The organism is Brachybacterium vulturis, assembly GCF_043641765.1.
GTDB classification, from domain to species: Bacteria; Actinomycetota; Actinomycetes; order Actinomycetales; family Dermabacteraceae; genus Brachybacterium; species Brachybacterium vulturis_A.
Genome location: NZ_JBHZRO010000001.1, coordinates 140763 through 157040 on the forward strand (window position 1 = coordinate 140763; position 16278 = coordinate 157040).

Genomic DNA, 16278 nt, shown 5'->3' on the forward strand with positions numbered 1-16278 from the left:
ATCAGCGCCGGTGTGGCTCCCACGCGCCCGTGACGTCGAACATGAAGCCGGGAGGAGCCTCTGCCACCAGGTCCACCACGAGGCGAACATGCGGTGGGGCCGACGGACCGGCGATGCGCGCCACCGTCGTGCGTATCGGCCGACCGCCTCCCATGAGCTCACGAAGACCCGTGGCCAACAGACGCGGGACCCATCCGACAGGAACTCGATCTGCCACGATGAGAACTGCATCGGCATCCTCGGGATTTCCTTGCTCCGGGAGCAGGCGAAGCTCCTCGCCGGTGCGCAGGGCCCCGAGGGCACGTTCATGGGCCGCAGGTGACACCTCGAGAGGCATCTCGTCGACGATGCGGGTGGTCCCGTTCGGGATGTAACGGATCCCGTTCGTGAGGAAACGCGTGTGCACCCGGCCCTCGGCGACTACCGGGAGCTGCATGAACTGCAGGGTGTCGCCGGCTCGTCGACCACCGGAGTGCACGATCTGCTCCCAGGGGGTGGCGTCCTCCGGAGCGATGCCGAGATTCTGCATCGCAGAGCCGAAGTCCGGGCGGCTCGGTGACATCGTGCGTTGTCGGAACAGTGTGGGCATGCGCGTGCTGCGATACGACTCACCGTCGAGGGGGAGGCCTGGGAGGGGACGGAAATCTGGAATGCAATGAGCATGCCTCGTGTACGAGAAGCCGTACGTCTCGCCATCGAACGAGAACCGACCGATGGGGTGGATCCGCCGGGTCTCCCGGTGCTGCCAGAGAACGAGGAGGTCGTGGACGGCAGATTCCGCCGTGGCGCGTCGAGGGCGATCAGCGGTGCTGGCCAAGCTCATGACGGATCCTCTCCATGTTCAGTTCCAGAAGTGTGATGACAAATCTAGTCGTCTGCTCCGACATCTCAGGGATCCCGTCCCGTAGCAGAGGGTCGATGATCGGGGTGAGGTCGATCTCGTCGATGCGGTGAAGCCAGTGGTCTCGAGCGATACCGGACGCGAGCGTCAGTGCGTCCGCGGCCAGTGCCGAGAGTTTCCTCGGCCGCCGGTCATGCTCGAACCGGCCTGCAGCCCCTTTGCGCGCCCATGCGTGGAGCGATTGCGGGTCCGAGAGGCGCATAGCTGTCTTCTCAGCGGTCTCGGCAAAGCCAAGGCTACTGGAATGATCGTATGACGGGCAGAGCCTGGGTGCCACGCTCATGAGCTGTGGCCTGAGCACTGCCCAGTTTTGCTCGTGCCGGTCCTGATTGGCGACGAGCGCGTCGAACAGCAGGTAACCCGCGAAGATGTCGAACGCATCCATCTCGCTGGGGCCAGCGAAACCGGGCGGTGCGCCGCTTCCTCCGAGCGCCCTGCGTATGTTCTCGAGGGAGTGCCCAGGGCGTTTCACACCGGGCCGCTGCGGATCGTGCGCAGGCTCGCCCTCCAGATGTGGAATGTAGTCGGTGACCTCCCTGCAGTCCTCCAGCACCAGGTGGCCACTGAAGAGATCGAACTGCAGAGCGCGGACATCTCTGCTCAGCGATCCGCGACGCCCCTCGCGTAAGCAGAGCCTGGTGATGGCAACGGGGACTCCGAGATGCAGGCCGACCTGGGTCGCGACGATCTCGGCCCAGTCCTCTCCCTGCTCACGACCGGCGTGGAGAGTGGTGTTCTTGTGCAGCCAGCGAGTCGTTCCATCCCGAGCATCGATGAGCCAGGTCGTCTCGTGGGAACCGGTCTGCTCTTGGTCGAGGACCGGCCATGAGGTGACATCGAGGCGCTCCCAGAATTGTGTCGGCTCGTGGTCAGTCATGATCCCACCACCTCCGGTGCTCTTTCCCCCACCTCGAGCCCTTCCGTCGCCTCCATCCTCAGAACCTCATCCGATGCCGATGCCGATGCCGATGCCGATGCCGTGTCGAGACGCGGTAGCAGCGTGAGCGGCGATACCACGTCCCGGAACCAGTGCATCTTTACTGTAAGGGAGGGGTGCGGCACGTGGCGGTGATCTCCGGAGCCCGATGGCGAACCCTCGAACAATGCGAGGTGACGCTGCGAGGGACGCCTCGAGCTCCGTTCGCCCACCTGCGGCGAGCTGGTCCTGACCGCACCGCCGCTGCACTCACACGCGGATCACCTCGTCCCCCGGTGAGAGGACGCACCACACGTCGTTGACGCCCTGCCCGGCGGCGTCCCCGGGCTCTTCATCGCCGACGAAGTAGTAGAGCGGCCAATCGTCGAGGGTGAGATGGGGCTGCCCGGGGACGCCGGTGATGCTGCCGAGTTCGCTGGTCACCACCGTCATCTCCGCAGCGCCGTCGCCAGGGACGGGGGGTCAGTTCTCCGCGAACTGATCCGTGTCGGTCCAGGTGGCCGAATTCTGCTCGTCCTGGTCGAACTGGTAGACGGTCATGGCCTCGCCGTCGCCGTCGCCCTCGCCGCTCCCATCGCCGGAGCAGGCACTCAGGGCGGGCCGGGTGAGGGAGCGGGCCACCAGCCCGCGGGTCGTTGCTGGCCTCATGAATGTGCCTTCCTGCGCCGGCGGGGTCATCGGCGGCCCGTGAGTGGTCCCGTCGACGGATGTTCTGCTTCGAGCACGAGACCGGGCCGTCGGTGGTTCACCGCGGGGCGGCGGCCATCCGCGGAGCCCGTCAGGCCCGGGACGGGAGCTGGTCAGGGCGCGTCGACCCGCGCAGTGAGCACGGTGGCACTGGCCGGATCGACCACCGACACGGCGGCGCTGGCAATGGCGGGAGTGGTGCCGCTGACCACCACGGCCGGGAAGCGACTCGCCGAGACGGTGGCGCTGCTGCCCGTGGTCCAGTAGCACGAGCGGCTCGGGGCGTAGCTGATCACCTGGTCGATCGCGCTTGCCGTCGTGGTCGTGGTCCAGTGGGCCTGGTTCCGGTGGGGTGCGGGGATGCTGCGGGCGGCGTAGCCCCCGCAGGCGGGCCGCGTCCTGACCGGGGTGCTCGCGGTGGCGGTGGCGGTGGTGGTGATCGCGGCCGGGAGCATCGTGCTGGTGGTGCTCACCGAGCATTCGGGGGCGAATGCGGTCCGGAGTGGCCTTGCGTGAGATCCGGGACCAATGCCGGGGCCCGCGCGGCACCGCTCACCGGCGGGAGGAATCCTCCCGCGCGGCCGCCTCGGCGCGCTCGAGCGCGAGGACGTCCCGTCCGAACGAGACGATCAGCAGTGCGAGCGCGGTGGCCACGATCCCGGCGGCGACCCCGCCGGGGATCGCCGGCACCACCGCCGTGAGCAGGGCGAGGCCCTGGAACCCGCCGACCATTCGCCGGAACTGGCTGAAGTCCAGCTCACGGCGCAGTGCGGGCCGTGCGGCGGAGGCCGCGACGTAGGCGTAGCGCATCAGCCCGATTGCGAGCGCCCAGGGCCCGACCACGGTGGCCGCGAGCACCGAGAGCACCAGGATCAGAGCGGCGTCGGCCTCCATGTCGACGCGGGCCCCGACCGGGCCGGCGATGCCCGTGCGCCGGGCGAGGGGGCCGTCGAGCGCGTCGGTCGCGAGCGCGGCCGCGACGAGGATCGCGAGCGGCCAGGAGCGCCCGGACAGCTCACCGCCGAGGGCGAGCACGGCCGCGGTGGCGAGCGCACCGGCGGCCAGGTGCCGCAGCAGCGTCAGCAGATCCGCGCCGGTCACCCCGCCGGGGGCGCGCGGGCGCAGCGTCGCTGCGGTGACCAGGGCCGGTGCCGGTGCGCAGAGGAGTGCGAGGGCGGCGAGCGGCGCGGAGACCGGCGTGGCGAGCAGCAGGATCCCGATCGCGGCAGCCAGCTGGCCGAGCACGAGCAGCACCAGCACCGTCCCCACACGTCGCAGACGTCGTGGTGCCGCGCTGCAGGGCAGCGTCGTCGTCATCGGGCGAGCATACTGCGCAGCGGTCGCGTCCCCTCAGCTCGCCCAGCGCCGGCGTGCCGGTTTCAGTCCAGCTCGACGAGCTCGAACTCGAGCATGCCGTCGGCCCGGCTGACGCTCGCGGAGGGGTCCCGCGGCGTCCGCTGCGCAGCCCAGGCCCGGAAGCTCTCGTCGTCGGCCCAGCGAGTGATCACGAAGTAGCGGTCCTCGCCCGCGACCGGCCGGAGCAGCTCGAATCCCTCGAAACCGGGAGCCTGGTCGACGGAGTGCTTGCGCGCTGCGAAGCGCTTCTCGAGCTCTGCGTGCTGTCCCTCGGGAAGGGCGAGCCGGTTGATCTTGATGACTGTCATCGGGTCCTCTCGGCGATGTCCTGATCGGTGCGGGTCGCCTCGATCCTCCTGTACTGCCGGCGCCGCCTGCGGGACCATCGGCCCAGGCGGCGGGCGGTAGCATCCCCAGCGTCTACGATCGACTCCGACACGGGCCCCGCGCCCTGCTTCGGCGTCCGATGCACCAGGAGAGCGAATGGAACAGGGACGGTCCGCCGCACGTGCCCGGGGCCGCGCCCCGGGCGTGAAGAGGCAGTCCAGGTGGGACCGGCTGTGGAGCCCGTTCTGGGCGATCCCCGTGGCGTGCTCGGTCGCGGCCGTGGTGCTGGGCGTGGGGCTGCCCCAGGCGGAGGAGGCCCTCGACGTCACCGTGCCCTACGTGTTCCAGGGCGGGCCCGACGGGGCCCGCGGGCTGCTCGCCACCATCGCCACCGGGATGATCTCGATGACCGGCCTGGTCTTCTCGATCACGATGGTGGTCCTGCAGCTGGCCAGCAGCCAGTTCACGCCACGGGTGCTGGGCGGATTCCTGGAGAGCCGCATCACCCAGGTCACGCTGGGTGTGTTCATCGCCAGTTTCGTGTTCGCGCTGACCGTCACGCGTTCGGTGCGCGGAGACTACGGCGACGCCGGCGAGTTCGTCCCCAAGGCGTCCGTGACGCTGGCGTTCCTGCTGGTGCTGGCGAGTGTGGGCTGCTTCCTCGCGTTCATCCACCACATCACCACCTCCATCCAGGTCTCCCACGTGATCTCCCGCATCGGCGACCGTGCGCTGGCGCTCGCCGAGACGCTGTACCCGGGGACCGACGACGGCGAAAGGGCAGGCCTCGGCCCCACCTGGTCACCCGATCCCGGGACGCCCCGGGCGGCGGTCTCCACCGAGGACCGGCACGGGATGATCACCCAGGTGGACTACGGACGCCTGGTGGAGCTTGCACGGGAGCTCGACGCGGTGGTGCTCATCGACCGCGAGGTGGGGCAGTTCCTCGCCGAAGGGCAGCACCTGTTCCGCGTCTGGGGAACCGAGCAGCTCGCGGAGGCCGACCGCGCGAGGCTGTGGAGCACGATCACCCTCGCCGCGGAGCGGCAGCTGCTCCAGGACGTCGGCTTCGGGATCCGGCAGCTGGTCGACATCGCCGAGCGGGCGCTGTCGCCCGGCATCAACGACCCCACCACCGCGGTCAAGGTCCTCGACGAGCTGCACCGGGTGCTGCGCCACCTGGTGCGCCGCGAATCGCCCAGCCCGTACATCGCCGACGAGGACGGCCGGGTGCGGGTCGTGCACCGACCGCAGTCGATCGAGGGCCACCTGTCCCTCGCGGTCGACGAGATCAGCCTGTACGGGAAGGACACCCTGCAGATCCCCCGACGGCTGACGGTGATGCTCGAGGATCTCCTGGACGTGGCCCTGGACCGCTACCGACCCTTGCTCGAGCAGGCCCTCGAGCAGCTGGAGACGCCGAGGGGCCGCCCCGCCCCCGATCCCCAGGAGGACCGCGGAGACCGCAAGGAGGGCGGGGATCGTCCCGTGCCGCGAGACCCGGAGGTGAGGGCATGAACGGCGTGGAGCTGCCGCCGCTGACCTGGGCCGGGGTGAGCATCGGCCTGGTGGTCCTCGTCGCCGGGCTGCTCGCCTCCCTGCTGGTGCGTGCCGTGGTGCGGCTGGTGCTGCGCTGGACCGGTCGCGGCCCCTCGGCCTCCACGGTCTTCTCCCGTCTGGCCGGCTGGGTGATCGCGCTGCTGTCCGTGCTGGCGGCCCTCACCATCGTCTTCCCGAGCGTCAAGCCGGTGGACATCCTCGGCGGAGTCGGCGTGGTCTCGATCGCCGCCGGCATCGCGTTCCAGACGGTGCTGGGCAACATGTTCGCCGGCATCGTGCTCCTGGCCCGGGACCGCTACCGCATCGGTGATCAGATCGCGGTCCAGGAGCACCGGGGCACGATCGTGGCGATGGCATTGACCTCCACCTCGCTGCGCACCTTCGACGGTCGCCTGGTGCTGATCCCGAACGCCGTGCTGCACTCGCACGTGGTCACGGTCCAGACGGGTTTCGAACGGGTGCGGACCAGCGTCCACCTCGACGTCGACGACTCGGTGGACCTGCGGCGGGCATGCCGCCTCGCCACTGAGACGATGCTCGCGGTGCCGCAGGTCCTCGACCAGCCGGCCCCGCAGGCACTGCTCACCGAGGTGGGGACGACCACGGTGCGGATCGAGCTGCGGTTCTGGTCCGGCGCGACACAGCTGGAGACCCGGGAGACCATCCACGAGGTGATCGCCGAGGTGCTGGCGGCGTTCTCCCAGCAGGAGGTCGCCACCGGCTCGGACGTGGTCGTGATCGAAGCCGGGGACCGGCTGGCAGGGCTCCTGGGCGAGGACGGGACGCCGTCGGAGCGCTGACCCGAGCGGGGTCAGAGCGGGGTCGGAGACCGCGGGAGCCCTCCGGTCACCGGCAGCAGCCGGGCGAGGGCATCCTGCCACGGACCCAGCTCCCAGCCCTGCGCCGCGACCCAGTCGTCGTCGAAGTAGGTGTCGGAGTAGCGATCCCCGGGATCACACAGCAGGGTCAGCACCGAACCGGCCTCGCCATGCTCACGCATCTGCGTGATCAGTCGGGCGGCGGCGACCAGGTTGGTCCCGGTCGAGGCGCCGACGCGCCGTCCCAGGTGCTCCGAGAGGTATCGGGCCGCGGCGACCGAGGCGGCGTCGGGCACGCGGATCATCCGGTCCACGACCCCGGGGACGAAGCTCGGCTCGACCTGTGGGCGGCCGATCCCCTCGATGCGCGAGCCCTGGTCGGTGGTGATCGTCGGGTCCTGCTGCACCCAGCCCTCGAAGAAGGCGGAGTTCTCGACATCGGCCACGCACAGCGAGGTGGGCAGGTTGCGGTAGCGCAGCAGCCGCCCGAAGGTCGCGCTGGTCCCGCCGGTGCCGGCGCCCACCACGATCCAGCGCGGCACCGGATGCGGCTCGAGCTCCAGCTGGGACAGGGCGCTGACGGCGATCGAGTTGTTGCCCCGCCAGTCGGTCGCGCGCTCGGCGTGGGTGAACTGATCCATGAACAGGCCGTCCTGCTCATCGGCCAACCGCTGCGCCTCCCGGCTCATCGACTCCGCACCCTCGACCACGTGGCAATGCCCGCCGGCCGCCTCGATCAGCGCGATCTTGCGGGTGCTGGTGCCGCGCGGGATCACCGCGACGAAGGGGATCCCGAGCATCCGCGCCACATGCGCCTCGCTCACCGCGGTGGAGCCCGAGGATGCCTCGATCACCGGCATACCCGGCCGCAGCTGACCGTTGACCAGCGCGAACAGGAACAGCGAGCGGGCCAGTCGATGCTTCAGGCTGCCCGAGGCGTGCGTCGACTCGTCCTTGAGGTAGAGCTGGATGTCCCAGCTCGACGGCAGGTCCACGCGCACCAGATGGGTGTCGGCGCTGCGCCTGCCATCGGCCTCCAGCCGGTGGATCCGCTCGGACACCCAGGCCCGCAGCGCATCATCGCTGCGGTCCACGTCCTCGAGCTGCTGCGGCCAGGTCACGGTCTCGTCCATGGGCAGACCGTATCGGGCGCGATCGGTCAGGGCGTGCGCACCGCCCCGAAGGAGAGCCGACGTCGCAGGGAGAAGCCGAGCCTCTCGTAGCCGCGGATCGCGCGGGTGTTGTCGGCGGAGGCGTGCAGGAGTGCCCTTTCGCCACGCTGCTGGATGTGGAAGGCGACGTCGAGGACCAGCCGGGAGGCGAGGCCCTGGCGGCGGTGCTCCTCGTCCACCGCGACGGCGCTGATCTCGGTCCAGCCGTCCGGGTGCAGGCGCTCCCCGGCCATCGCGATCAGGCGGCCGTCTCGGCGGATGCCCACGTAGCGCCCCAGCTCGTGGGTGCGGGGGAGGAAGGGGCCCGGGCGGGTGCGCTCGACCAGGGCGAGCATGTCGGTGCTGTCCGCCGCCCCCAGCTCGACGACGTCCTCGGCGGGCGCCGGCGCGAGGTGGTCGGTCTGGACCAGCTGCACGCCGGGGATCGAGAACACCGGGGTCCAGCCTTCGGGCAGCAGCGGGTCGGCATGCGAGACGCCCACCGTGGCCCCGTGCCCGAACACCTCGAGGAGCGCGTCCCACACCTCGGGGTGCTCCCAGTCCCGCACCCCGACGAAGGGCGAGACGTCCCCGGGATAGCGCAGCACGTGCTCATTGCCCTCGGCGAGGTGGCGATGGCGGCCGGTCAGCGAGGACCAGGCGGGGTTGTCCAGCACCGGGTCGGCGGCGGGCGGTCCGGGCACCTCCGACATCGTGGGGCCCCGGAGCTGATGCGGTGCAGTCGCTGTGTCGTCCATGCAGCGACCGTACCGGGGCTGCGTCGGACTGTTCGGCCCGTGGCCGCCGCTGCGGTGTCGAGACTCTCCTCGAGGGCCTGCAGGCGCTCTCCGATAGCGTGAGCCCGTGCGCCGGGACCCGGCACACATGCCACTGCTCGAAAGGATCCCGGCTCCCGCGCGCCGGTCGCCCATGACCCAGCCTCCCCCGCCCCCCGATCCCCGACGATCGCAGGCCCGTCAGCGCCCCGCACAGGATCCGCGGGAGCACGACGACCCGCGCGCAGCGGCCCCGCCGAGTGCCGCCTCCCGGGAACCGGGGCGCAGCGGGGAGCCCGGGCGCGAGCCGGATCCGGGTTCCGGGCTGCGGCGCGGTCGGAGGCCGAGCCCGTCGATCGTGGCCGGCGGACTGCTGCTGCTGGTGCTGCTGCTCGTGCTCGGCGCGTTCTTCGGGATGCGTGCGTACCTGGGGGCCGATGCCTCCGCCGTCGGGGACGCCGCCGGCCCACCGGCGCACTCGCGGGAGATGGCGCCCCCGGAGAGCTGACCGGGAGCGCCGCCGTCCACCACGGTGGCGAGATGCTGCGGCGGCGCCTGCACCTTCTCGACCTGGCGCGGGTTCAAGTCGATCTGCCAGCTCCGCTGCACCACGGCACGCCGTATGCTCGCACCATGGTGCAGGGACGGGAGAGGCCCTCCGGCTATGACTGGGAGGACGGCTCCGTCCCGGCCGAGCCGGAGCCGCTCGTGCTGCCCGATCACCAGCACGGCCCTGCGGGCGGACGCCCGGGCCGCGACGCCGATCCGGCCGTCGCGGACGTCCCCGCGGCCGACGGCGGCTCCGCAGAAGAATCGTCCTCGCCGTTCGAGACCTTCGAGGGTGCCGGCCCCTACGGCGCCCCCTCCTTCACCTACGACCCGCCGGGGGCGGAGGACGGGCCCCGTCCGCTCCGCGGCGCCCTGCCTCCCTGGGCGATCGTCGCGATCGTCCTCGTGCAGGCGGCGGCGCTGGTGGCCTCCGTCGCACTGGTCCTCGGCGGCATCGAGCGGATGACTGCTCGCGAGCCCGGAGCGCCGGTCGCGGAGCCGTCCACGGAGGAGTCGACCCCCAGCGCTCCTCCGTCGTCGGGCGCACCGGAGCGTGAGCCCGGCACCGTCACCGATTCCGCGGGCCGGGAGGTGGCCGACGGGACCGGCGGCTACGCGGATCCGGCCACCGTCGGCGAGCACACCGTCAGCTGGACCGCCTGGACCGACGGGACCCTCGGCGTCAGCGCCCTCGAGGTCGACCTCGCGGCGACCGTCCCGGGGGCCGCCGGGCAGGACGTGGTCCAGGACGGCTACCGCCTGGTGCTGGTGACCTACGAGGTGCGCTACGACGGGCCCGGGCAGCTCGCCCCGGCCGAGGAGCTGTGGCTGACCGGGGAATCGGACCGCACCTACTTCCCGGACATCGCCGAGGGCCTGGTCACCGATCCGATGAAGACTCTCCGTCCGCTGCAGGACGGGGAGGCCGCACGGTTCCGCAGCGCGTTCCTGGTCCCCGAGGCGGAGATCGACACCTTCCGCCTGGGGGTGGAGACCTTCAGCGGCGAGATCCTGTACTTCGCGACCCCCTGAGGCGCGACCCGGAGCCGCGTCGCCGCGCGGGCCGACGGTGACGGTCCGGCGGTCGTCCCCGGTGGACACCCGGCCCCGACCTGAGGCATGATCTATCTGAAACCCGCAGTATCAGGCAACTGTGGGGCGGCGCCCACCCTCGACGAAGAGATCGCGAAAGGTCACTGATGAGCAGCTACACCGAGCACGTCACTCGAGTCCTCACCGAGGATCGCGAACACCCGGGCCTGGGGACCGTGGCCGTGCTGACCTTCGCGCCGCCGGAGGGGGAGGAGCGCCGTCCCGCGACCCTCGGTCCGCGCTCGATCGAGGCCGTCACCGGTGCGCTCGCCGCCGCCCTGGACCGCGCCGATGCCGGAGAGATCCAGGCCGTCGCCATGACCGGCACCGGACGTGCCTTCCTCGCCGGCGCCGACCTGTCGATGTTCGTCGACCCCGCAGCCGTGGCGCATGTCGAGACCATGACCCGGGCCATGCACGAGCTGCAGATCCGGGTGCGCACCAGCCCCGTCCCGGTGCTCGCCCACCTCAATGCGGTCGCCCTCGGCGGCGGTCTCGAGGTCGCGCTGATGGCCGATGTGCGCACCGCCGCACCCGGCGTGCGCGGCCTCGGCACGCCCGAGACGGGCCTCGGCATCCTGCCCGGCTGGGGCGGCACCACGCTGCTGCAGTCCGTCGTGGGCGCCGAGACCGCGGTGCGGATGATCCTCGAGGATCCCGCACGCGACGCGCAGCTCGGCGCCGAACAGGCCCTCGAGGCCGGTCTGGTCGATGAGCTCGCCGCCGACCTGGACGAGGCGCTGGACCAGTTCGCCGCCCTGGTCGCCGCCCATGTCGACCTCGACGAGACCGACGCCGACGTGGTCGACCCGGCGCTCGCCGCCACCGCTGCCGACGCCCCGGCCGACGCCCCCGGCGCCTGGGCCGGGCGCGAGGCGCCGCTGCCCGGGGCGGACACCCCCGAGGCCGAGGCGCTGCTGGACGCCCTCGATGCCCCGCACCACAGCGCGGAGACCCGTCGCGCCTGGGCCTCCCGACTCGAGGCGCAGGGAGCCCCCGCAGTCGGCCGTGCGCTCGCCCTGCTGCAGGCGCTGCCCGGGTCCACCCTCCCCGAGGCCCTCGACCGCGAGGCCGCCGCACTCGAGGAGCTGGTGCGCAGCGATGCCGCCGCCGCCTCGATGTACTCCGCCGAGCTGCTGCGTCGCGGCAAGCCCGGACGCAGCCCCGTCGACGGGGCCCGCGAGATCCGCCGCGTGGGCGTGGCCGGCGCCGGCCTGATGGCCTCGCAGATCGCCGCCCAGCTGGCGCTGGGTCTGCAGGTCCCCGTGGTGATGCGTGACCTCGACACCGAGACCGCCGCCAAGGGGCTGGCCGCCGCGCGGGACGTGATCGCCCGGACCGCCGCCCGCGGAAAGCTCGACGAGGCCACCGCCGCGCAGATCGCCGAGAACCTCTCCGCGACCACGGACCTGCAGGAGCTCGCCGGCTGTGACCTCGTGCTCGAGGCGGTCCCCGAGGTGCTCGCGATCAAGCAGTCCGTCCTCGCCGAGCTCGAGGGCGTCCTGGCCGAGGACGCCCTGCTGGTCACCAACACCTCCTCGCTGTCGGTGGCGCGGATGGCGGAGGATCTCGCCCACCCCGAGCGCGTCGTGGGCCTGCACTTCTTCAACCCGGTCGCGAAGATGCCGTTGGTCGAGGTGATCCACACCGAGGCCACCGACGAGGCGACCCTCGCCACCGGTCTCGAGGTGGTGCGCCGCCTGCAGAAGTTCGCCGTGCGCAGCGCCGACGCCCCCGGCTTCATCGTCAACCGGCTGCTGTTCCGGGTGCTCGGCGCGGTCCTGGCCTCCCTCGACGCCGGCGCGGATCCGGACGAGGTCGATGCCTCGATCGACGCCCTCGGCCTGCCGATGCGCCCCTTCGCCCTGCTGGACCTGGTGGGCCTGGCGGTCGCCGACCACGTGGGCCAGGTGCTCGCCGGAGAGCTCGGCGACCGCTTCCACGCCTCCCCGGGGCTGAGCGCCATGGTCGAGAAGCAGGCCCGCTTCACCGAGCCCAGCAGGACCGCCGTGCACCCGACGGTCTCGCCGACCGTCGCCGAGGGGTTCGGGACGGACCCCTCCGGCGCCGCCGCGGCCCCGGTGGGCGATGCGCTGCTGGAGAAGGTCCAGGACGGACTGGCCGAGGAGATCGCGCTGATGCTCGAGTCGGGAGTGGTCGAGCGCCCCGAACAGGTGGACCTCGCGCTGATCCTGGGCGCCGGCTTCCCCCGCCACCGCGGCGGCGTCACCCCCTACCTCGACGCCTCCGGCGCCTCGCAACGGGTGAACGGCCGCACCTTCCACGGCGAGATGTTCACCGGCCGCGGCTGAGCCGCGGCTGAGGGGTCGCCGGGCGCAGCACGGTGCGCTGAGCGAGCGGCCCGCCCGCTCCCCGGGACATCGGCGGAGGGGACGGGCCGCTGGAGTCCGGCGCGCTGTACAGTTCAGCGCCGCGGGGTGGCCCAGGCGTCGAGCTGCTCGAGCGCCTGCTCGAGGGTGCTGCGGCTCTTGCAGAACGCCATGCGCAGGTGACCGCTCGCCTCCCCGGCGTCCCCGTCGCGGTAGAAGGCGGACAGCGGGATCGCCACCACCCCGGCCTCCGTCGGCAGGCGCTGCGCCAGCAGGTCGGCGTCGGGCTCCCCGAGCGGACCGGCATCGGCGACTGTGAAGTAGCCGGCCGCGGGCACGCTCACCCGGAAGCCGATCTCGCGCAGCCCGTCGGTGAGCAGGTCCCGGCGCTCGCGCAGCTCCGCGGCCAGGTCCTCGAAGGCGGACGACGGCATGCCGAGCCCCACCGCCACCGCGGGCTGGAAGGGGGCGCCGGAGGAGTAGGTCAGCCACTGCTTGGTCCCGATGACCGCTGTGATCAGCTCTGCCCGGGCGGTGATCCAGCCGATCTTCCAGCCGGTCACCGAGAAGGTCTTGCCCGCCGAGGAGATCGAGATGGTGCGGTCCTGCGCGCCGGGCAGCGCGGCGATCGGCTGGTGCGCGGTGCCGAAGGTGAGGTGCTCGTACACCTCGTCGGTGGCGATCAGCGCGTCGTGGCGCACCGCCTCGTCGACGATCGCCTGCAGCGCCTCCTCGCGGAGCATCAGCCCGGTGGGGTTGTGCGGGGTGTTGACCAGCACCAGGCGGGTGCGCTCGGAGAAGGCCCTGCGCAGTGCATCCGTGGAGACGTCCAGGACCAGGTCGTCCGAGGCAGTGCCGGCGTCCGTGCGGGAGGTGACCGGCACCGTGCGATGCACCCCGCCGGCCAGGGCGATGATCGCCGCGTACTGGTCGTAGAAGGGCTCCAGGGTGATCACCTCGTCGCCCGGCGCGACCAGGGCCAGGATCGTCGCCGCCAGCGCCTCGGTGGCGCCGGTGGTCACCAGCACCTCGCTCGCCGGATCCCAGTGCAGTCCGTACCAGCGGGCCTGATGCTCGGCGACCGCCTCCCGCAGCCCGGCCTCCCCGATGCCGGGCGGGTACTGGTTGTGGCCCTGGCGGATCGCCTCGATCGCGGCCTCGGCGACCGCGGTGGGCGGGGGATCGTCGGGGAAGCCCTGACCGAGGTTCAGCGCCCCGTGCGCGAGGGCGCGGGCGGACATCTGGGCGAACACGCTCGGGTGCGCCTGTCCGTCCTTCAGCAGGCCGGCAGCGGCGGCGGCACGGGTCCAGGGGCCGGTGGTCTCCATGGCGTCGAGTCTGTCAGAGACGGGCGGGGCGGGGAGGTCTACCGTGGCAGGGAGCCGTGCGGTGCGGAGCCGTGCGATGCAGAGCCGCGCAGTGAAGGAGTGTCCATGCAGATCCTCGTCCGCCCGGGGGACCTCACGCAGGAGGCCACCGACGCCCTCGTCAACGCCGCGAACTCCGGACTCCGGGGAGGTGGGGGCGTCGACGGGGCGATCCACCGCGCCGGCGGCCCCGACATCCTCGCCGCCTGTCAGCAGCTGCGCGAGACCACGCTCCCGGACGGCCTGCCCGCCGGCCACGCGGTCGCCACGACCGCCGGGAGGCTGTCGGCCCGCTGGGTGATCCACACGGTCGGCCCCGTGCACTCCTCCCGCGAGGACCGCTCGGCGATCCTCGCCTCCTGCTATCGCGAGAGCCTGCGCGTCGCCGTGGAGATCGGGGCCCGCAGCCTCGCCTTCCCGGCCATCTCCGCCGGGGTCTTTGGCTGGCCGATGAACGATGCCGCCCGGATCGCCGTGCAGACCGTGCAGGAGACGGCCGACGAGGTCGCCGGACAGATCGACACCGTCGTGTTCGTGCCCTTCGGCGACGAGGCCGAGCAGGCGTTCCGCCGCTGGACCCGGGAGTAGCCGCACCCTGCGCACCGCGCGGCCGAGCCCCGCACCGCGCACCGCGCACCGCGCACCGCGAGCCCCGCACCGCGAGCCCCGCACCGTGCGCCCGCGCCTCGCAGTGCGAAGCTGTCAGGAAATGAACCACTTCCGGGGTGGATCCGGAACGAAATCTGACGATCGGCGGACAGGGGCAGTGCGGCGGACAGGGGCAGAGCGGCGGACAGGGGCAGTGCGGCGGACAGGGGCAGTGCGGCGCAGCCGGCTCAGCGCCGGGGGAAGACGAGGCGGCCGTAGGTGACGTACCGGAAGGAGGTCGAGACCACCTGCCCGATGACGGTGCCGGAGATGTTGTCCGCCAGGACGGAGTCCAGCCCCAGCACGTAGCGCGAGAAGGCGAGGCAGCACAGCTGCAGGCCGGCAGCGATCAGGTTGACCAGGAGGAACATCATGATCGAGCGCGTGGTCTCCGGTCGCGGCCGGTCGGCGAAGGTGAGCAGGCGGTTGCCCAGGTAGGTCAGGCAGGAAGCGAGGGCGATGGTGAGCAGCTTCGCCGTCAACGGGGTGCCGTGCATCAGCCCGGCGCCCCAGCCCTGGCTCGGGCTCCAGAACACCAGCAGGTTGTACATCGCGGTGTCCAGCAGGAACACGACCCCGCCGACCAGCAGGAACAGCGTCGTGGGGCGGAGGTGCTCCTTCGCCGCCGCGGAGGTGCGTGCGCGCAGGGAGGTGCCCGTGGGGGAGGGGGCGGCAGGGGCGTCCTGCCTCGTCCGGTCCGGGGTCAGCACGCCCGGCACTGTACCCGAGGCGGTAGGATCTGGCCCCGGCCGCTGCGACGGATCGGTGCCTCCGGGCACCTGCTCCTGGGAGCGCACGGCCCGACCGCGGCGACGGGCAGGCGGGTCCCTGGAGGATCCCGGCCCTGGCAGCGTCCGGTCATCGCCGCTGCGACGGCCCCCAGGGCACCGCCCGACGGGCCGGGGAGCGCGCGGCACCGACGACGACATCTCCACGGAAGGCCCTCATGACCCACGTCGCCCTCACCATTGCCGGCTCCGAGACCACCGGAGGCGCCGGGGCCCAGACCGATCTGAAGACGTTCCACCAGCTCGGCACCTTCGGCACCGCGGCGCTGACCTGCATCGTGTCCTTCGACCCGAAGAACGACTGGGGCCACCGCTTCGTGCCGGTGGACCCGCAGGTGATCGCCGACCAGATCGAGACGACCACCGCCGTCCACGACATCGACACCGTGAAGATCGGCATGCTCGGCACCCCCGTCACCATCGACACCGTCGCCGCCTCGCTCTCCGAGCGCACCTTCACCAACGTGGTCCTGGACCCGGTGCTGATCTGCAAGGGGCAGGAGCCCGGCGCCGCGCTGGACACCGACACCGCGCTGAAGGAGAAGATCCTGCCGCTGGCCACCTTCGTCACCCCGAATCACTTCGAGGCGCTGACCCTCTCCGGGATGGAGGCGATCGAGTCGGTCGCTGACCTCGCCGAGGCTGCGCGGCGCATCCACGACACCTACGGCGTGATCGTGCTGGCCAAGGGCGGGGTCGTGCTCGAGGGCGAGGATGCGGTGGACGTGTTCTACGACGGTGAGCAGACCGTCGAGCTGCGCAGCCCCAAGATCGGGGAGCACCGCGTCTCCGGTGCCGGCTGCACCCTCGCCGCCGCCGTGACCGCCGAGCTCGCCAAGGGCGCCGCCCCGCTCGAGGCCGCCCGCGTCGCCAAGGCCGTGGTGACCAGCTCGATCGAGCACCGGCAGGAGGGCGCGACGCCCTTCGACGCGGTGTACCAGGGCGCCTACACGGCCTGAGGGCGCTCACCGGGCGGGGAGCGAGCCCTGCG

General features: G+C 72.0%; 18 protein-coding genes. 7 read left to right on the forward strand and 11 right to left on the reverse strand.

Annotated features, from left to right (window positions below; all coding sequences use genetic code 11):
- Position 1: 1 nt before the first annotated feature.
- The 7 genes from ACHUEU_RS00635 to ACHUEU_RS00665 all read right to left on the reverse strand — a co-directional run bounded on the left by ACHUEU_RS00635 (position 2) and on the right by ACHUEU_RS00665 (position 4189).
- Positions 2-823 carry a hypothetical protein gene (locus tag ACHUEU_RS00635; RefSeq protein ID WP_394213937.1) on the reverse strand — a complete coding sequence of 274 codons (822 nt, stop codon included), beginning with the start codon at positions 821-823 and terminating at the stop codon, positions 2-4.
- A complete protein-coding gene (locus ACHUEU_RS00640; protein ID WP_394213938.1) occupies positions 801-1778 on the reverse strand; it encodes a hypothetical protein in 978 nt (325 codons plus the stop codon). The genes ACHUEU_RS00635 and ACHUEU_RS00640 overlap by 23 nt, the downstream gene beginning before the upstream one ends.
- Before the next feature lie 309 nt (positions 1779-2087).
- Positions 2088-2261, reverse strand: a complete 174-nt coding sequence (locus tag ACHUEU_RS00645) for a COG4315 family predicted lipoprotein (RefSeq protein ID WP_394213939.1) — start codon at positions 2259-2261, stop codon at positions 2088-2090.
- A gap of 39 nt (positions 2262-2300) precedes the next feature.
- Positions 2301-2486, reverse strand: a complete 186-nt coding sequence (locus tag ACHUEU_RS00650; protein WP_394213940.1) for a hypothetical protein — start codon at positions 2484-2486, stop codon at positions 2301-2303.
- Between the two features lie 152 nt (positions 2487-2638).
- Positions 2639-2998, reverse strand: a complete 360-nt coding sequence (locus ACHUEU_RS00655; protein ID WP_394213941.1) for a hypothetical protein — start codon at positions 2996-2998, stop codon at positions 2639-2641.
- 79 nt (positions 2999-3077) lie between these two features.
- Positions 3078-3842, reverse strand: a complete 765-nt coding sequence (locus ACHUEU_RS00660) for a CDP-alcohol phosphatidyltransferase family protein (RefSeq protein WP_394213942.1) — start codon at positions 3840-3842, stop codon at positions 3078-3080.
- A 62-nt stretch (positions 3843-3904) separates the two neighbouring features.
- Positions 3905-4189 (reverse strand): antibiotic biosynthesis monooxygenase family protein, encoded by a 285-nt coding sequence (locus ACHUEU_RS00665; protein ID WP_394213943.1) that lies wholly within the window; start codon positions 4187-4189, stop codon positions 3905-3907.
- A 175-nt stretch (positions 4190-4364) separates the two neighbouring features.
- On the opposite strand from ACHUEU_RS00665, the gene ACHUEU_RS00670 reads away from it, so the two are divergent.
- Both ACHUEU_RS00670 and ACHUEU_RS00675 read left to right on the forward strand, forming a co-directional pair.
- Entirely contained in the window at positions 4365-5726 is a 1362-nt protein-coding gene (locus tag ACHUEU_RS00670; RefSeq protein ID WP_394213944.1) for a DUF2254 domain-containing protein, read from the forward strand.
- Positions 5723-6568: a mechanosensitive ion channel family protein gene (locus ACHUEU_RS00675; protein ID WP_394213945.1), complete on the forward strand. Its 846-nt coding sequence runs from the start codon at positions 5723-5725 to the stop codon at positions 6566-6568. Before ACHUEU_RS00670 ends, ACHUEU_RS00675 begins: the two co-directional genes overlap by 4 nt.
- A gap of 11 nt (positions 6569-6579) precedes the next feature.
- Here the strand turns inward: ACHUEU_RS00675 and ACHUEU_RS00680 are convergent, their stop codons facing one another.
- Together ACHUEU_RS00680 and ACHUEU_RS00685 are read right to left on the reverse strand one after the other, a co-directional pair.
- Positions 6580-7719: a PLP-dependent cysteine synthase family protein gene (locus tag ACHUEU_RS00680; protein WP_394213946.1), complete on the reverse strand. Its 1140-nt coding sequence runs from the start codon at positions 7717-7719 to the stop codon at positions 6580-6582.
- Between the two features lie 26 nt (positions 7720-7745).
- Positions 7746-8450, reverse strand: a complete 705-nt coding sequence (locus tag ACHUEU_RS00685) for a GNAT family N-acetyltransferase (protein ID WP_394214106.1) — start codon at positions 8448-8450, stop codon at positions 7746-7748.
- A gap of 217 nt (positions 8451-8667) precedes the next feature.
- Between ACHUEU_RS00685 and ACHUEU_RS00690 the strand changes: the two genes are divergently transcribed.
- From ACHUEU_RS00690 to ACHUEU_RS00700, 3 genes are all read left to right on the forward strand, one after another.
- On the forward strand, positions 8668-9021 hold the full coding sequence (locus ACHUEU_RS00690) for a hypothetical protein (RefSeq protein ID WP_394213947.1): 354 nt from the start codon (positions 8668-8670) through the stop codon (positions 9019-9021).
- A gap of 125 nt (positions 9022-9146) precedes the next feature.
- On the forward strand, positions 9147-10094 hold the full coding sequence (locus ACHUEU_RS00695) for a hypothetical protein (RefSeq protein WP_394213948.1): 948 nt from the start codon (positions 9147-9149) through the stop codon (positions 10092-10094).
- 167 nt (positions 10095-10261) lie between these two features.
- Positions 10262-12466 (forward strand): 3-hydroxyacyl-CoA dehydrogenase NAD-binding domain-containing protein, encoded by a 2205-nt coding sequence (locus tag ACHUEU_RS00700; protein ID WP_394213949.1) that lies wholly within the window; start codon positions 10262-10264, stop codon positions 12464-12466.
- Positions 12467-12579: 113 nt separating this feature from the next.
- On the opposite strand, the gene ACHUEU_RS00705 is transcribed toward ACHUEU_RS00700, so the two are convergent.
- Positions 12580-13812: an aminotransferase class I/II-fold pyridoxal phosphate-dependent enzyme gene (locus ACHUEU_RS00705; RefSeq protein WP_394213950.1), complete on the reverse strand. Its 1233-nt coding sequence runs from the start codon at positions 13810-13812 to the stop codon at positions 12580-12582.
- A 105-nt stretch (positions 13813-13917) separates the two neighbouring features.
- On the opposite strand from ACHUEU_RS00705, the gene ACHUEU_RS00710 reads away from it, so the two are divergent.
- Positions 13918-14439 carry an O-acetyl-ADP-ribose deacetylase gene (locus tag ACHUEU_RS00710; protein ID WP_394213951.1) on the forward strand — a complete coding sequence of 174 codons (522 nt, stop codon included), beginning with the start codon at positions 13918-13920 and terminating at the stop codon, positions 14437-14439.
- Positions 14440-14687: 248 nt separating this feature from the next.
- On the opposite strand, the gene ACHUEU_RS00715 is transcribed toward ACHUEU_RS00710, so the two are convergent.
- Positions 14688-15209, reverse strand: coding sequence for a GtrA family protein (locus ACHUEU_RS00715; RefSeq protein ID WP_394213952.1), 522 nt, complete (start codon positions 15207-15209; stop codon positions 14688-14690).
- 236 nt (positions 15210-15445) lie between these two features.
- On the opposite strand from ACHUEU_RS00715, the gene ACHUEU_RS00720 reads away from it, so the two are divergent.
- Complete coding sequence (locus tag ACHUEU_RS00720) at positions 15446-16246, forward strand: hydroxymethylpyrimidine/phosphomethylpyrimidine kinase (RefSeq protein ID WP_394213953.1); 801 nt, start codon at positions 15446-15448, stop codon at positions 16244-16246.
- Positions 16247-16278 lie beyond the last annotated feature (32 nt).

Coding starts and splice junctions, on each gene's coding strand:
- ACHUEU_RS00635 (WP_394213937.1), bottom strand. CDS start 823: ATGAGCTTGGCCAGCACCGCTGATCGCCCTCGACGCGCCACGGCGGAA.
- ACHUEU_RS00640 (WP_394213938.1), bottom strand. CDS start 1,778: ATGACTGACCACGAGCCGACACAATTCTGGGAGCGCCTCGATGTCACC.
- ACHUEU_RS00650 (WP_394213940.1), bottom strand. CDS start 2,486: ATGAGGCCAGCAACGACCCGCGGGCTGGTGGCCCGCTCCCTCACCCGG.
- ACHUEU_RS00660 (WP_394213942.1), bottom strand. CDS start 3,842: ATGACGACGACGCTGCCCTGCAGCGCGGCACCACGACGTCTGCGACGT.
- ACHUEU_RS00665 (WP_394213943.1), bottom strand. CDS start 4,189: ATGACAGTCATCAAGATCAACCGGCTCGCCCTTCCCGAGGGACAGCAC.
- ACHUEU_RS00670 (WP_394213944.1), top strand. CDS start 4,365: ATGGAACAGGGACGGTCCGCCGCACGTGCCCGGGGCCGCGCCCCGGGC.
- ACHUEU_RS00675 (WP_394213945.1), top strand. CDS start 5,723: ATGAACGGCGTGGAGCTGCCGCCGCTGACCTGGGCCGGGGTGAGCATC.
- ACHUEU_RS00680 (WP_394213946.1), bottom strand. CDS start 7,719: ATGGACGAGACCGTGACCTGGCCGCAGCAGCTCGAGGACGTGGACCGC.
- ACHUEU_RS00685 (WP_394214106.1), bottom strand. CDS start 8,450: ATGTCGGAGGTGCCCGGACCGCCCGCCGCCGACCCGGTGCTGGACAAC.
- ACHUEU_RS00690 (WP_394213947.1), top strand. CDS start 8,668: ATGACCCAGCCTCCCCCGCCCCCCGATCCCCGACGATCGCAGGCCCGT.
- ACHUEU_RS00695 (WP_394213948.1), top strand. CDS start 9,147: ATGGTGCAGGGACGGGAGAGGCCCTCCGGCTATGACTGGGAGGACGGC.
- ACHUEU_RS00700 (WP_394213949.1), top strand. CDS start 10,262: ATGAGCAGCTACACCGAGCACGTCACTCGAGTCCTCACCGAGGATCGC.
- ACHUEU_RS00705 (WP_394213950.1), bottom strand. CDS start 13,812: ATGGAGACCACCGGCCCCTGGACCCGTGCCGCCGCCGCTGCCGGCCTG.
- ACHUEU_RS00710 (WP_394213951.1), top strand. CDS start 13,918: ATGCAGATCCTCGTCCGCCCGGGGGACCTCACGCAGGAGGCCACCGAC.
- ACHUEU_RS00720 (WP_394213953.1), top strand. CDS start 15,446: ATGACCCACGTCGCCCTCACCATTGCCGGCTCCGAGACCACCGGAGGC.